The sequence below is a fragment of the Arthrobacter sp. K5 genome (assembly GCF_040448525.1).
Classification (GTDB): Bacteria; Actinomycetota; Actinomycetes; order Actinomycetales; family Micrococcaceae; genus Arthrobacter; species Arthrobacter globiformis.
On the sequence record NZ_CP159279.1, the window covers coordinates 4,851,198 to 4,865,150 of the forward strand.

Genomic DNA, 13,953 nt, shown 5'->3' on the forward strand with positions numbered 1-13,953 from the left:
GCCGGCCCTGAAGAGCCGGCCCGCCGCCGTCGAAGTTCAATCGTTAGTTCACTGCACCGGTGAATTTCTCACCGGGACCCTTGCCCGGGGGATCCGGAATGATGGACTCTTCGCGGAAGGCGAGCTGGAGGGAGCGCAGTCCGTCGCGCAACGGACCGGCATGCTGCGAGCCGATCTCCGGGGCGGCTGCCGTCACCAGGCCGGCGAGGGCGGTGATGAGCTTGCGGGCCTCGTCCAGGTCCTTCAGCTCGGCGGCGTTCTCCTCAGCGGCCAGGCCAAGCTTCACGGCGGAGGCACTCATAAGGTGCACGGCCGCTGTGGTGATGACCTCGATCGCCGGAACTTCGGAGATGTCGCGGATCTGCTGCGTGACGTCATCCCCGGCACCGGGCGCCTGGTAGACGTGTGAATTGCTGTCTGGAGTGCTCATACTGGTAAGCTTGTCACAGACCGACTGGATGTCGTTATTTTGCCGTGTATGAGACCCACTGCCGCGAATGTGCGGTAAGCGGGTATCTTTCTGTAGAATTGATACTCAGTTTGCAAGCGGAGTTCTCTCCCACCCGCGTCAGCCGTTTTCCCTGGAAGGTTCAGGGCAGCAAGGTTGCCGGGTAACGGTCGGGCGGTTCACCGGGCATGTGCCGGGTGAAGTACGTGCAGTCCCTGCGGGGGAGCACATCCGATCTTCGAGGCCTTCGATTGCTCCGGCAATTGGGGGCCTTCTCTATTTTGCCGGTGGAACACCCATTACAAACACAGGAGCTTTAACATTAGCGAGCCAAGAATCAATGAGCGTATCCGCGTCCCTGAGGTGCGGCTGGTCGGCCCTGCCGGCGAACAGGTAGGGATCGTCCGTATCGAGGATGCCCTGCGTCTGGCTGCCGAGTCCGACCTGGATCTCGTTGAAGTTGCACCGCAGGCCAAGCCTCCGGTGTGCAAGCTGATGGACTTCGGCAAGTACAAGTACGAAGCCGCAGTCAAGGCCCGTGAGGCCCGGAAGAACCAGACCAACACGGTCCTGAAGGAAATCCGGTTCCGCCTGAAGATCGACACCCACGACTACGAGACCAAGCGCGGCCACGCCCTGCGGTTCCTCGGAGCCGGGGACAAGGTCAAGGCCATGATCCAGTTCCGCGGCCGTGAGCAGCAGCGTCCCGAAATGGGCCTGCGCCTCCTTCAGCGTTTCGCTGAGGACGTGGCTGAAGTTGGTGTCGTGGAGTCAAGCCCGCGCATCGACGGCCGCAACATGGTCATGGTTATCGGTCCGCTGAAGAACAAGGCCGAGGCCAAGGCCGAAGCCCGCCGTGCTACGCAGCGCGCCGAGGCCAAGGCCCAGAACGAAGCCAAGGCAGCCGGCCGTGTCGACACCTCAGGTGACGATCAGGCACCGCTGACGCAGTCGCTTGCCGACCTTCTGCCGGAAGGCTTCCAGGTTTCTGCGGAGGCAGCGGCCGCTCCGGAAGCAGCCGTGGAAGCGCCTGCGGCTCCCGTTGAAGAAGCTCCAGCTGCTGAAACACCTGCCGCTGAAGCTCCTGCTGCTGAGGCTCCCAAGGCTGCTGAAGCTCCTGCTGCTGAGGCTGCCGAAGCTCGTGCTGCTGAAGCACCCAAGGCTGCCAAGGTGGCCGAGCCCAAGCGCGAGGCACCCCGGGCCGAAGCGCCGAAGGCTGCGCCTGCTGCGCCGAAGGCCGCTGCGCCTGCTCCCAAGGCGGCAGAGGCCGAAGCGCCTGCCCCGGCAGCGCCGAAGCCTGCGGCTGTTCCTTCCCCGCCCAAGCCGGTGGCCAGGCCCGCTGCGCCGAAGCCGGTGGCACGTCCCGCGGCACCTCGGCCCACACCGAAGCCGGCGGGCAAGAAGACCAACTAGTTCGAAACTGCGGAAGGCATCCCCTTCAGGCAGCCAGCAACCAGCACGCCGTCCCGGGGGCGGCTGCGCGAAAGACTGCAGACATGGTCTGCGGAAACGTTAGGAGATCGGTTCCCATGCCGAAGATGAAAACCCACAGTGGTGCTAAGAAGCGCTTCAAGCTGACCGGCACCGGCAAGCTGCGCCGCCAGCAGGCCAACCGCCGCCACTACCTGGAGCACAAGTCCAGCCGCCTGACCCGCCGCCTTGCCGGCGACAAGATCGTCTTCAAGGGCGACGCCAAGGTCATCCGGAAGATGCTCGGCATCTAATTTCCAAGCACTCTGACTGACTGCCACCTGGCACCAGTCAACTACCAATAAGCCTTCTCAGGCCGGCCGGGTCACCGGCAGTAGATGCTTGGGATCAGATTTTTGAAGGAGTACGCACGTGGCACGTGTGAAGCGGGCGGTAAACGCCCACAAGAAGCGCCGGGTTATCCTCGAACGCGCCAAAGGTTACCGTGGGCAGCGCTCACGCCTGTACCGCAAGGCCAAAGAGCAGCTGCTGCACTCGTTTGTGTACAGCTACGGTGACCGTAAGAAGAAGAAGGGCGACTTCCGCCGCCTGTGGATCCAGCGCATCAACGCTGCATCCCGGGCCAACGGCCTGACCTACAACCGCCTGATCCAGGGCCTGAAGGCCGCTGAGGTCGAGGTTGACCGCCGCATGCTGGCCGAGCTCGCCGTTTCCGACGCCAACGCTTTCGCTGCGCTGGTCCAGGTTGCCAAGGACTCCCTGCCTGCGGACACCTCCGCTCCGGCCGCCAAGGCTGAGACTGCACCGAAGGCCAAGGCTACCCGCGCACGCGCTGCGAAGAAGCCGGCTGCTGCAGCTGCTGAGTAAGCAGGCAACTCCCAGTTCAAGGACCGGTGGCAACAGCCACTAAGGTTTCTTATATGAACGAAACCGGGCGCCCGCAAGACTTTCCACTCTCCAATCCCCGAGCAGATCGGGTCAGGGATGTGGCAAAGCTCGCAGGGCGCCCGGTCCGTTTAAAGCGCCGGCAGTTCCTTGCCGAAGGCCCGCAGGCGGTACGTGAGGCCCTGGTGCTGCATGGCAAGCGGATCGCTGCCGGGCAGCCGGGCATAGTCCGCGAGGTGTATGCCAGCGAGGCCTGTCTGGACCGGTATCCCGAGTTTGAGGAACTGGCCGTGGGAACCAGCGCCCGGCTCGCCACGGACGACGTGCTGGCGGCCATGGCGGACACTGTCACCCCGCAGGGGATTGTTGCGGTGTGCGATTTTCTCGATGTCGCCCTGGCGGATGTGCTCGACGCCGGGCCGCGGCTGATTGCCGTGCTCTGCCAGGTCCGCGATCCCGGCAACGCCGGGACGGTGCTTCGGGCCGCAGACGCAGCCGGTGCCGACGCCGTGGTCCTGACCGGTTCCAGCGTGGACATCTACAATCCCAAGGCGGTCCGCTCAACCGCCGGCTCCCTTTTCCATCTGCCTGTCGTCCTGGGTGCCGACGTCAATGAGCTGGTGGCGCTGTGCAAGGACCGGGGGATCGGTGTGCTTGCGGCCGACGGCTACGGGCAGCTGAACCTTGACCGCCTGCAGGACGAGAACGCCGCACGCCGGCTTGGCGCATCAACCGCCGGCTCGGACTACGCACTGGAGAACCCCACGGCCTGGCTTTTCGGCAACGAAGCCCAGGGGCTGTCCGAGGACGAGCTTGCCCTTGCCGACCATCGGGTGGCCGTGCCCGTCTATGGCGCCGCCGAGAGCCTCAACCTTGGCACGGCCGCCACGGTCTGCCTCTACGCGAGCGCGAGGTCACAGCAGCCCCGGTAGCAACACAAAGCCGGTAGCAACACAGAGGAGCGGGGGCCCACCGTGTGGTGGGCCCCCGCTCCTGCCTGTTTGTCTGAATTGGACTGGGCCTGCTGAGGACCAGTACCTGTGATCCGGACTGTTACGGTGCCCGGGTGCTGTGGCTGCGGCCGGTGATCGCGCCGTAGATGCCTGCGACTACGAGGCCGCCGATGATGGCGAGGATCCAGGTGCCGAGGTCGAAGAACGCCAGGTCACCCTTGCCGAAGAGAAGGCTGCCGATCCAGCCGCCGACGATGGCGCCAACGACGCCCAGAACCAAGCTGGTGACCCAGCCGCCGCCGACCCTGCCGGGCATGACGGCTTTAACAATTGCGCCTACGATCAGGCCGAGAATAATCCAAGCAAGAAAACCCATTGTCTGCTCCTTCATATTCGTCGGGATCGATTCTTATCAGTCCCGATATGGCTTCAAGCTAACACAGTGCGCGTTTCTTTGTCAGCAGGCTTAGTTTTGGCTTTTTTGCGGCGCCCGGTGGCGGTGTGCGGTGTCTGTTCCGGGCCGGACGGGTACGGTATTTACCAGACGGCGGTTCCATGCCGCCCTGTCCCATCCGTTGAAATTCGCACGTAAAGAGGTGAGCCTCCCTTGGCTGCAAACGGCGGTACCAAGGCGATTGTCGCGGCGCTAGCCGCCAACCTGACCATCGCCGTCCTGAAGTTCGTCGCGTTCCTGCTGACACGCTCCTCATCTATGCTGGCTGAGGCCATCCACTCTGTCGCCGACTCGGGCAACCAGGTCCTGCTGCTGGTGGGTGGCAAGCGCGCCCAACGGGCGGCCAGCCCGGAACACCCCTTCGGCTACGGACGCGAGCGCTACATTTATGCGTTCATCGTTTCCATCGTGCTCTTCAGCGTCGGCGGCCTGTTTGCCCTGTATGAGGCATGGGAAAAGATCCAGCACCCGCATGCGATCGAAGGTGACTTCTGGTGGGTGCCCCTGGCCGTGCTGGTGGGTGCCATCATCGCCGAGGCCTTCTCGTTCCGGACGGCCATCATTGAAGCCAACCACGTCCGCGGCAGCCAGGGCTGGATCAGCTTTGTGCGGACCGCCAAGCAGCCCGAGCTTCCGGTGATCCTGCTCGAGGACTTCGGTGCCCTGCTCGGCCTGGTCTTCGCGCTGTTCGGCGTGGGGCTGACCCTGCTGACCGGCGACGGTATCTGGGACGCAATCGGCACCGGAATGATCGGCCTGCTGCTGGTGGCCATTGCCGTGATTTTAGCAATGGAGACCAAGTCCCTGCTGCTGGGGGAGTCGGCAACCAAGGACGACGTCGGGCGCATCCGGAATGCCATCGAAGCGGACGGTACCGCCATCATCCACCTGAAGACCCTGCATCTGGGCCCGGAGGAGCTGCTCGTGGCTGCCAAGATCAGCGTGGAGGCGGGAGATTCCGGACTGGACATTGCCAAGGCCATCGACGACGCCGAAGCCCGGATCCGCTCGGCAGTTCCCATCGCGCGGGTCATCTACTTGGAGCCCGACATCCGCCGTGCCCAGGTGGCCAGCGGGCCCGCCCTGGCGGGCGACTCAGGCGCCTAGCTGCTTAGCCGAAGACAGAGCCGCTGGCTCCGTGACACCTGTTACGGGGCCAGCGGCTTCTTGCGTTCCAGCAGGCCGCTGAGCAGGGCCACCATCAGCCCGAGAATGGCCAGGACAGCACCCACCAGCGCGGGCGCAACATAGCCCCAGCCCCAGGCGATCACCACACCGCCGAGGAACGCGCCCAGGGCGTTGGCGACGTTCAGCGCCGCGTGGTTGAGTGAGGACGCCAGCGACGGCGCATCAGGAGACGCGTCCAGCAGCCGGGTCTGCAGGGCCGGGACGAGCATGGACCCGGCGCCGCCCACCACGAACACCATGACGAAGGCTGACCACGGCCAGTGCACGGCCACGGCGTACACCACCAGCGCGACGGCGATTCCCGGCAGGACGCGGTAGATGGTCCCCATCACAGACTTGTCCGCGATCCGGCCACCGACGATATTGCCGGCCACCATCCCCAGGCCGTACAAGGCCACCACGAAGGGCAGCAGGGCGGCAGGGACGCCGGCCACGGAGGTCATGGTGTGGGAGATGTAGGTGTACGTGGCGAAGAACCCGCCAAATCCGACGATGCCAATGAGGATGGCCAGCCAGACCTGCGCCCGCTTCAGCGCGCCCAGCTCCCTGCGGATGCTGGCGTCCGCATGCGCCTGCTGGAACGGAACGAATCTCCAGATAAGCGCCAGGGTCACCAGTCCCAGGACTCCCACCAGGACAAAGAGCAGCCGCCAGCCAAAGGCCTGTCCGAGCCAGGTGGCGAAGGGAACACCGACCACATTGGCAACGGTGAGCCCCGCCATGACCATGGAGATGGCCCAGCCCCGTTTTGTCGGCGCCACCAGCGAAGCGGCAATCACGGCGGCCACGCCGAAGAACGCCCCGTGCGGCAGTCCGGCGGCGAAGCGGGAGACCAGCATGCTCGCGTAATCGGGAGCGATGAACGAAGACAGGTTGGCCACGCTGAAGAACAGCATGAGGCCCAGCGCAAGGAACTTGCGCGGCAGTTTCGCCCCGACGGCGGCAAGTACAGGCGCTCCCACCACGACGCCCAGGGCGTAGGCCGAAATGAGGTGGCCGGCCTCTGGGGTGCTGATCCCGAGTCCGAGTTCGACCTCTTTGAGCAGCCCCATCATGGCGAACTCGGTGACCCCGATGCCGAAACCACCCATGGCCAGGGCCAGGATGGCGGGACCGATGCGCGCGGCGGCCTTGGGCGTGCGGGGAGCCTGGACAGTGGAAGTCATGTGCCTGCTTTTCGAAGGGAGATATGGAGTAGGCCTCGTTGCCACTGATATGTCTGATTTTAACAAGCTTCGCGGCGGGTTGGATATTCCCGTCCGCGGGAGGACGGCCTTATAGACAGGTGCCCCCATGAACCCGGGCCCTCATAGACTGGACCGGTGACTGAACTGATCAACGTCGTCGGCGGTGCCGTGCTCGACTCGCTCTCCGCTCCCGCCCGGCTTCTCGTGGCGCGCCGGACGGCGCCTCCGCAGTTTGCCGGCATGTGGGAATTTCCGGGCGGCAAGGTGGAACGGGGGGAGGCTCCCGAAAGTGCCCTGCACCGGGAGCTCCGTGAAGAACTCGGCATCGGCGTCGTGCTTGGGAAGGAGCTGGAAGCCCCAGGACCGGCCGGCTGGCCCCTGAACGAGAAAGCCGTGATGCGGGTGTGGTTCGCGGAAGTGGCCGATGGCCACCCCCGGCCGCTTGAGGACCACGATGAACTTCGCTGGGTCAGCATCCGCGAAGGTGAGGAAGCTCTCAGCCTGCCCTGGATTCCGGCCGACCTCCCGATTGTCCAGGCGCTGCTCGCCAACGTCGCCGCGGCGGCCCGTGCGGGCTCGGTCCCCGGAAGCTAACACCACCCTTCACGGCTTTCCCGCGGTGGTGCAAAGCGGCGCGGGCAAGAGCCTGGTAATCCCGGCCAGCTAAGACCGGCCCAGAGCTAAGGCGGGCTCAGAACAGCGTGGGCTGGGACGCCCGGCCTGAACTGTGGTGATGATGCCCCGTCCCCTGTTGCCCCGTCCTGTCGTGCCCTGTCCGATCCTGCGGAATGCTTCCCTCAGGGTAGGCGGCTTCCTCGCCGCGGGGATCGTCGGCCTGGCGATCGTCGACGTCCCGGTGGCTGAATCCGTGGGAGCCGGAAAAGCCGTGCCGGGCCTTGAAAAAGCGGACCCTTCCCGCCAGCCAGGTGCGGTATTCCTTGGACGCATACGAGCCCGTGCCGTACAGCCTGCGGTAGCGGCCCACGAGTTCCGGATGCCGGGCGGCGATCCACTGCATGAACCATTCCCGGGTGCCGGGCTTCAAATAAAGCGCTCCGGCCGTGACACCGGTTGCACCCGCGGCGGCCAGCGAGGCGAACAGGGAGTCCAGTGCCTCGTCGCTGTCCGAGAGCCACGGCAGGATGGGCATGGCCATCACCCCGCAGGGCAGCCCGGCCTCGCCGAGCCTGGAAACGAGTTTGAGCCGCGCCCGCGGTCCGGGGGTGCCGGGTTCGATGGCCTCGGAAAGCTGCTCATCCGTCATGGCGAGCGAGATCCCGATGCCCACCGGCACCTGTGCCGCAGCATGCTTCAGGAGCGGGATGTCACGCGCCAGCAACGTTCCCTTCGTCAGGATGGAAAGCGGAGTCCCCGAATCGGCCAGCGCACCGATAATGCCGGGCATCAGCCGGTACCGGCCCTCCGCCCGCTGGTAGGGGTCCGTGTTGGTGCCCAGTGCCACGTGCTGCCGGTTCCATGCGGGCTTGGCCAGCTCCTTGCGGAGCACCTCGGCTGCGTTGATCTTGACCACCACCTGGCTGTCGAAATCCAGCCCGGCGTCGAAGTCCAGATAGGTATGGCTCTTGCGGGCGAAGCAGTAGACGCAGGCGTGGCTGCAGCCCCGGTAGGGGTTCACGGTCCACTCGAACGGCATCCGGGAGCCGGCGGGCACCTTGTTGAGCACCGATTTGGCGGTGACCTCATGAAAGGTGACGCCGGCGAACTCGGGCGTGGACACGGACCGCACGAGGCCGGCCAGGGGCAGCAGCGGTGCAGTCCCGGGCATCTCTTCCGGTGCCGGTTTTAGTGCCTGTGCGTCCCATCTCATGCCCTCCATTCGAAGGTATGTTCGAACTTAAGTCAAGGTACGCCGTCGGCGTTTCCCGCAGACCGGAACTCGTGGTGTGCATCGGGCAGGCCGGAGGCCGCGGACGGGTGGCCGTGGAAAGGGCGGGTATTCCCGTCGAAATTCACAGACGGCGGGAACCTACTGCAACCACGCTTTCCATACGCTCATGCACGAGCTCGCCTCCCGTCCGCGCGTCCGCGGTGGATTTGTCCACGTCCCGTTCGCGCCGGACCAGGTAGAGCAGGGGAGCAGTGAACCGTCACTGTCTGTGGCCTCGATGGCGGAGGCGATTGCCGCCGTCGTCCGAACCTCGCTAACCCTGCCAATCGACGCAATCCCGCCAACCGGCGCAACCCGGCGGTCCGACGTCGCGCTCGCCGCTGGCAGTATCCACTAGGCGGCGAGCCTTTCCGCCCTCATCCGGTGGGGTGCGGGTCAGCGGCTGCGGGAGCCCAGCCCCCATTCAGCGTCCACTCAACAGCCCCCACTCAACAGCCCCCACTCAACTGTGACACTGGTGCTGACGCCGGATTCCCCGGATTCCACCGCCATGGTGTCGGCGGCGAAGGCCCGCTGCATCCCGCCCACCGGAACGGGCGACGACGGCACGGCGTGCTGCCGCACAGAGACCACCTCACCCAGTTCGGCTGCGGCAAGCCCGGCGAGCTGTGCGGCAGCCGCCCGTGCGTCAGCCCAGGCGGCCTCGCGGGCCAGCGCCATCACGGCTCCGGCGTCGGCAAAGCCGAGCTGAACGCCATCCAGTCGCACGTCGTTGCCGCCTGCCTCCACTGCCGCCGCGATGACGCCCGGGCCGGCAGCGAGATCCCGGAGCCGGACGCTGAGCATGCTGGATGCCACATAGCCCGTGACCTGCTGGCCGCGGCCCTCCTGCCAGACAACGTCGGCCCGGACGTTAAGCCCGGACGTCCTGATATCCCGGCCCAGCACTCCCCGGCTGCGCAGTGCGCCCGTTACGGCAGCGGACGCCTCGCCGGCGGCGGCATAGGCATCCCCGGCGCTGTCGCGCCGGCATTCCACGCCAACGGACAGCGTCAGCAGGTCCGGTGCGGCCTCGGCGGTTCCGAATCCTGTGACGGTGACGGTCCGGGCTGCCGCGTGGCCGGCGGGGTCACTCATGCCTGCGCCTCCGGTCCACATAGCCGCCAGCCTCGAGGCCGGCATGCCGCTCGAAGGGATTTCCCGACGCCGAATCGCCGTAGCGCACTGCCGACCAGGCAGCGGCCGCGAAATAGAACAGCAGGAAGGGTAGCCCCAGGCACCACGCGTACTGGGTGCTGTGCCGCTCCTCGTGGTCCAGGAGCACACGGCCCGTCAAAGCCGTGTCGGCGTCTGCACGGAAGATGACCACGTTCCCCACGGTGAAGGCACCAGCCACCGGCAGCCGCCAGCGGTAACCGGTGGCGACAATAAGGCCGCGCGGACCCTGGAACGTCCTGGTGCCGGCCAGCCCGGCAAGCACCAGCCCCAAGGGGGTGGAAGCGTTCAGCACGTTTGCTAGTTGCCTGAGGCGCTGTCTTTGCGTCAGGGGGCCTCTCGTTCTGCGGCCTCTCGTCATGAGGCCATGCTAGCCGCGGGCGGCCGAGCAGGACAGGCGTACGACGGGCGCAGGACAGCCCACGGCCCGGCGCTGCCTGACGGGCGCAGGCCCGGCAGATGACAGCCATTTGACCTAGGCGCCAGGCCCGCTGTCAATTCGCCCGGCGCCGTCAATTAGACTGGGAACAGTGCCTGCCGGCCACCCGCCGGCGAGCCTGCCCTTGTCTTTGGATGGCGTCTTTGGATGACGTCCTTGGATGACTTCATGCAATGACGTGCCAGCGACGGACGCGCTGCCGGGGAAACCGGCGCGGCTGCACCGGCGGCTGGCATCACCCGACTCGTAGCTAAGAACAGTAGATGACTGAAACTTTGCCGGGCGCCGCCGTCCCGAACCCTCTGGATGAAACCGCCATCAACGCCGCCGTGGAGCAGGCCGTCGCCGCCATCGCCGGCGCGTCCACGCTCGATGAACTCAAGGCAGTCCGCCTGGCCCACACCGGTGAGAAGTCGCCGCTCAGCCTCGCCAACCGTGGGATCGGAGGCCTGCCCAAGGAGCAGAAGGCCGCCGCCGGCAAGCTCATGGGCTCATCGCGCGGACGTGTTAACAAGGCGCTCGCGGACCGCACCGCCGAACTCGAAGCGGAGAACGACGCCCGGATCCTGGTTGAGGAGACCGTTGACGTCACGGCAGCCCCGCGCCGCCGCCGGGCCGGAGCCCGCCATCCGCTGTCCACGCTGCAGGACCGCGTTGCGGACATCTTCGTGGGCATGGGCTGGGAAATTGCCGAAGGCCCCGAGGTGGAATCCGAGTGGTTCAACTTCGACGCACTGAACTTCAAGCCGGACCACCCGGCCCGCGAAATGCAGGACACGTTCTTCGTGGAGCCGCCCGAAGCCCACCTGCTGATGCGTACCCACACGTCCCCGGTGCAGGTCCGGTCCATGCTGGAGCGGGAGCTGCCCATCTACGTGCTGTGCCCGGGCAAAGTGTTCCGCACCGATGAGCTCGATGCCACCCACACCCCGGTTTTCCACCAGTTCGAGGGCACGGCCATCGACAAGAAGCTCAGCATGGCTGATCTCCGCGGAACCCTGGAGCACTTCGCCCGCCAGATGTTCGGCGACGAAGCCCAGATCCGGCTGCGCCCCAACTACTTCCCGTTCACCGAGCCGTCCGCCGAGCTGGACATCTTCCACCCCGGCGCCAAGGGCGGGCCACGCTGGATCGAATGGGGCGGCTGCGGCATGGTCAACCCCAACGTCCTGCGGGCCGCCGGCATCGATCCGGACGTCTATTCAGGCTTTGCCTTCGGCATGGGCATCGAGCGGACGCTGATGTTCCGCAATGAGGTCGGCGACATGCGCGACATGATCGAAGGCGATGTACGTTTCAGCGAGCACTTCGGGATGGAGATCTAACAGTGCGTATCCCACTTTCCTGGCTGCGTGAGTTCGCGCAGATACCGGCCGGAGCCACGGCCGAAGACGTCATGGCGGACCTCGTCAAGGTCGGCTTTGAAGAGGAAGCGGTCCACCGCCCCACGGACGCCCTGCGCGGACCCGTCGTGGTGGGCCAGGTCCTGAGCCTGGTCAAGGAACCGCAGTCGAACGGCAAGACCATCAACTGGTGCCAGGTCCGCGTCGTCCCCGAGGGGCAGGAGCAGGCCCTCACCGGCAAGGGCATCGATCCCTCCGGCGTGCAGGGCATCGTCTGCGGCGCCCACAACTTTGTGGAGGGCGACAAAGTTGTGGTCACCCTGCCCGGCGCCGTGCTGCCCGGCGACTTCCACATCTCGGCACGGAAGACCTACGGGCACATGTCTGCGGGCATGATCGCCTCCGTCCGCGAGCTGGGTATCGGCGAGGACCACGACGGCATTCTGGTGCTGTCCCGGATCGGCCTGGACCCCGAGATCGGGGCCGACGCCATGGAACTGCTGGGCCTCTACGACCAGGCCGCCGAAATCAACGTGACCCCGGACCGCGGCTATGCGTTCTCGATCCGCGGCGTGGCACGCGAATACGCCCACGCCACCGGCACGGAATTCACCGATCCGGCGTCGAAGGTCAACGCTCCGGCTGTCCTCTCCGGCGGTTACGGCGTCAAGATCAACGACGACGCGCCGATCTACGGCAAGCCCGGCTGCGACCGCTTTGTGGCGCGCACCGTCCGCGGCGTGGACGCCACCGGGCCCACGCCGCCGTGGATGAGTTCCCGACTGAGGCTGGCCGGCATCCGGTCCATCTCCCTGCCGGTGGACATCTCGAACTACGTGATGCTCGAACTCGGCCAGCCGCTGCACTTCTACGACCAGGACAAGCTGTCCGGCGACATCGTGGTGCGCCGGGCCGTGGCGGGGGAGAAGCTGACAACCCTCGACGGCAAGGAGCGCTCGCTTGACCCCGAGGACCTGCTGATCACCGACGCCTCCGGCCCCATCGGCGTCGCCGGTGTCATGGGCGGCGCGTCCACCGAGGTCTCCGACGCCACCACGGCGGTCCTGATCGAGGCGGCCCACTTCGAGGAAGTTTCCATTGCCCGCTCGCGCCGGCGCCACAAGCTCCCGTCCGAAGCCTCCAAGCGCTTTGAGCGCGGCGTGGACTGGCAGGTCGCCAACATCGCGGCCCAGCGCGCCGTCGATCTTCTCGTGGAACTGGCCGGCGGTACCGCCGATGAGGCCGGCACCGACGTCGGAACCGCGTCGGATCCGGTGACCATCGTGCTGCCCGCGGAATTCCCCGCCGCCCGGATCGGTATCGACTTCACCGAAGATCAGATCGTCACGTCCCTCGAGGACCTCGGCGCCGTCCTCGAAAAGACCGGCGCCGGCTGGACCGTCACCGCGCCGAGCTGGCGGAACGACCTGGAAACCAAGGAGGACCTCTCCGAGGAGGTCGCCCGCCTGGTGGGCTACGACCAGATCCCCGCGACCCTGCCGGTGGCGCCCCCCGGCCGCGGCCTGACCCGCGTGCAACAGCAGCGCCGCCGCCTGGTCCAGGCTCTGGCAGACGCCGGCCTGACCGAGGTCCTGGCCTACCCCTTCGTGTCGAAGGCCGCCAACGACACGTTCGGCGTGGCCGAGGAGGGTGCACCCCGGACTGCGGTCAAGCTTGCCAACCCGATCAGCGAAGAGCACGGATACCTGCGCACTTCGGTGCTGCCGGGCCTGCTGGAGATCGCCAAGCGCAACCACTCCCGCGGTTTCCGCGATCTCGCCGTCTTCGAAGCCGGCATGGTGTTCCTGCCCGGTGACACCCTGGGCACCCTGTCCATTCCTCCGCTGGGCGTCAAGCCAAGCGATGAGGTGCTGGACGCCCTGTACGACGGCGTTCCGGACCAGCCGCTGCACATCGCCGCCGTCCTGACCGGTCATGATTCACCCGCCGCCGCCGGCCACGCCCCGCGGCTGTGGGACTGGGCAGACGCCCTGGACATCGCCCGCCTGGCCGGTGACGTCCTTGGTGTGGAGCTGGTGGTCACCCAGGGCCGGCACCAGGCGTTTCATCCGGGCCGTGCCGCGCAGCTTTCGCTGCGCTCCGGCGAGGTCGTGGGATACGCCGGCGAGCTGCACCCGAAGCTGCTGGCTGCGCACGACATGCCGGCGCGCTCTGCCGCGCTGGAACTTAATGCGGACGCCCTCTTCGAGGCGGCGGCCGACGTCGTGGTGGCCCGCCACATCTCCACCTTCCCGGTAGCCACGCAGGACGTGGCCCTCGTGGTGCCGCAGGACGTCCCCGCCGACGACGTGCTGGCAGCGCTGCGTGAAGGCGCCGGTGAACTGCTCGAGGACGTCGCCCTCTTCGACGTCTACGCAGGGAAGGGGATCGAGGAAGGCAAGAAGTCCCTCGCCTTCGGCCTGCGGTTCCGCGCAACCGACCGGACACTGACGGCCGACGAGGCGTCGGAGGCGCGTGAGCGCGCCGTCGCCACCGCGGCCGAGCGGTTTGGCGCCGTCCAGCGCTAGCCGGCCATAAAGAAAGACCACGCCATGTGGCGT

15 protein-coding genes are annotated in these 13,953 nt (G+C 66.6%); 9 read left to right on the plus strand and 6 right to left on the minus strand.

Going from position 1 to position 13,953, the window contains the following annotated elements; translation table 11 throughout:
- Positions 1-43: 43 nt before the first annotated feature.
- Positions 44-430 carry a DUF1844 domain-containing protein gene (locus tag ABRP34_RS22080; protein ID WP_003798723.1) on the minus strand — a complete coding sequence of 129 codons (387 nt, stop codon included), beginning with the start codon at positions 428-430 and terminating at the stop codon, positions 44-46.
- Between the two features lie 381 nt (positions 431-811).
- Here ABRP34_RS22080 and infC point away from each other — a divergent pair, with 381 nt between their 5' ends.
- The 4 genes from infC (at position 812) to ABRP34_RS22100 (ending at position 3,696) form a co-directional block, all read left to right on the plus strand.
- Entirely contained in the window at positions 812-1,861 is a 1,050-nt protein-coding gene (infC, locus tag ABRP34_RS22085; protein WP_353711783.1) for a translation initiation factor IF-3, read from the plus strand.
- 116 nt (positions 1,862-1,977) lie between these two features.
- On the plus strand, positions 1,978-2,172 hold the full coding sequence (rpmI, locus tag ABRP34_RS22090; protein WP_003798720.1) for a 50S ribosomal protein L35: 195 nt from the start codon (positions 1,978-1,980) through the stop codon (positions 2,170-2,172).
- Between the two features lie 118 nt (positions 2,173-2,290).
- Positions 2,291-2,746, plus strand: coding sequence for a 50S ribosomal protein L20 (gene rplT / locus ABRP34_RS22095; RefSeq protein ID WP_353711784.1), 456 nt, complete (start codon positions 2,291-2,293; stop codon positions 2,744-2,746).
- 53 nt (positions 2,747-2,799) lie between these two features.
- On the plus strand, positions 2,800-3,696 hold the full coding sequence (locus tag ABRP34_RS22100) for an RNA methyltransferase (RefSeq protein WP_353711785.1): 897 nt from the start codon (positions 2,800-2,802) through the stop codon (positions 3,694-3,696).
- 121 nt (positions 3,697-3,817) lie between these two features.
- Here the strand turns inward: ABRP34_RS22100 and ABRP34_RS22105 are convergent, their stop codons facing one another.
- The gene (locus ABRP34_RS22105; RefSeq protein ID WP_003798714.1) at positions 3,818-4,093 is read right to left on the minus strand and encodes a GlsB/YeaQ/YmgE family stress response membrane protein; all 276 of its coding nucleotides are present in this window, start codon (positions 4,091-4,093) and stop codon (positions 3,818-3,820) included.
- Positions 4,094-4,324: 231 nt separating this feature from the next.
- On the opposite strand from ABRP34_RS22105, the gene ABRP34_RS22110 reads away from it, so the two are divergent.
- Complete coding sequence (locus tag ABRP34_RS22110) at positions 4,325-5,278, plus strand: cation diffusion facilitator family transporter (protein WP_353711786.1); 954 nt, start codon at positions 4,325-4,327, stop codon at positions 5,276-5,278.
- Positions 5,279-5,319: 41 nt separating this feature from the next.
- Here ABRP34_RS22110 and ABRP34_RS22115 read toward each other — a convergent pair whose 3' ends face one another.
- The gene (locus ABRP34_RS22115; RefSeq protein WP_353711787.1) at positions 5,320-6,525 is read right to left on the minus strand and encodes an MFS transporter; all 1,206 of its coding nucleotides are present in this window, start codon (positions 6,523-6,525) and stop codon (positions 5,320-5,322) included.
- A 156-nt stretch (positions 6,526-6,681) separates the two neighbouring features.
- Between ABRP34_RS22115 and ABRP34_RS22120 the strand changes: the two genes are divergently transcribed.
- A complete protein-coding gene (locus tag ABRP34_RS22120) occupies positions 6,682-7,140 on the plus strand; it encodes a (deoxy)nucleoside triphosphate pyrophosphohydrolase (protein WP_003798708.1) in 459 nt (152 codons plus the stop codon).
- A 97-nt stretch (positions 7,141-7,237) separates the two neighbouring features.
- Here the strand turns inward: ABRP34_RS22120 and ABRP34_RS22125 are convergent, their stop codons facing one another.
- Complete coding sequence (locus ABRP34_RS22125; protein ID WP_353711788.1) at positions 7,238-8,374, minus strand: Rv2578c family radical SAM protein; 1,137 nt, start codon at positions 8,372-8,374, stop codon at positions 7,238-7,240.
- Positions 8,375-8,561: 187 nt separating this feature from the next.
- Here ABRP34_RS22125 and ABRP34_RS22130 point away from each other — a divergent pair, with 187 nt between their 5' ends.
- Positions 8,562-8,792, plus strand: a complete 231-nt coding sequence (locus ABRP34_RS22130; RefSeq protein ID WP_353711789.1) for a hypothetical protein — start codon at positions 8,562-8,564, stop codon at positions 8,790-8,792.
- A gap of 77 nt (positions 8,793-8,869) precedes the next feature.
- Here the strand turns inward: ABRP34_RS22130 and ABRP34_RS22135 are convergent, their stop codons facing one another.
- Positions 8,870-9,532 (minus strand): SIMPL domain-containing protein, encoded by a 663-nt coding sequence (locus ABRP34_RS22135; RefSeq protein WP_353711790.1) that lies wholly within the window; start codon positions 9,530-9,532, stop codon positions 8,870-8,872.
- Complete coding sequence (locus tag ABRP34_RS22140) at positions 9,525-9,905, minus strand: hypothetical protein (RefSeq protein WP_003798702.1); 381 nt, start codon at positions 9,903-9,905, stop codon at positions 9,525-9,527. The genes ABRP34_RS22135 and ABRP34_RS22140 overlap by 8 nt, the downstream gene beginning before the upstream one ends.
- A 407-nt stretch (positions 9,906-10,312) precedes the next feature.
- On the opposite strand from ABRP34_RS22140, the gene pheS reads away from it, so the two are divergent.
- Together pheS and pheT are read left to right on the plus strand one after the other, a co-directional pair.
- Entirely contained in the window at positions 10,313-11,374 is a 1,062-nt protein-coding gene (gene pheS, locus ABRP34_RS22145) for a phenylalanine--tRNA ligase subunit alpha (RefSeq protein WP_353711791.1), read from the plus strand.
- A gap of 2 nt (positions 11,375-11,376) precedes the next feature.
- Positions 11,377-13,920, plus strand: a complete 2,544-nt coding sequence (gene pheT / locus ABRP34_RS22150; protein ID WP_353711792.1) for a phenylalanine--tRNA ligase subunit beta — start codon at positions 11,377-11,379, stop codon at positions 13,918-13,920.
- Positions 13,921-13,953 lie beyond the last annotated feature (33 nt).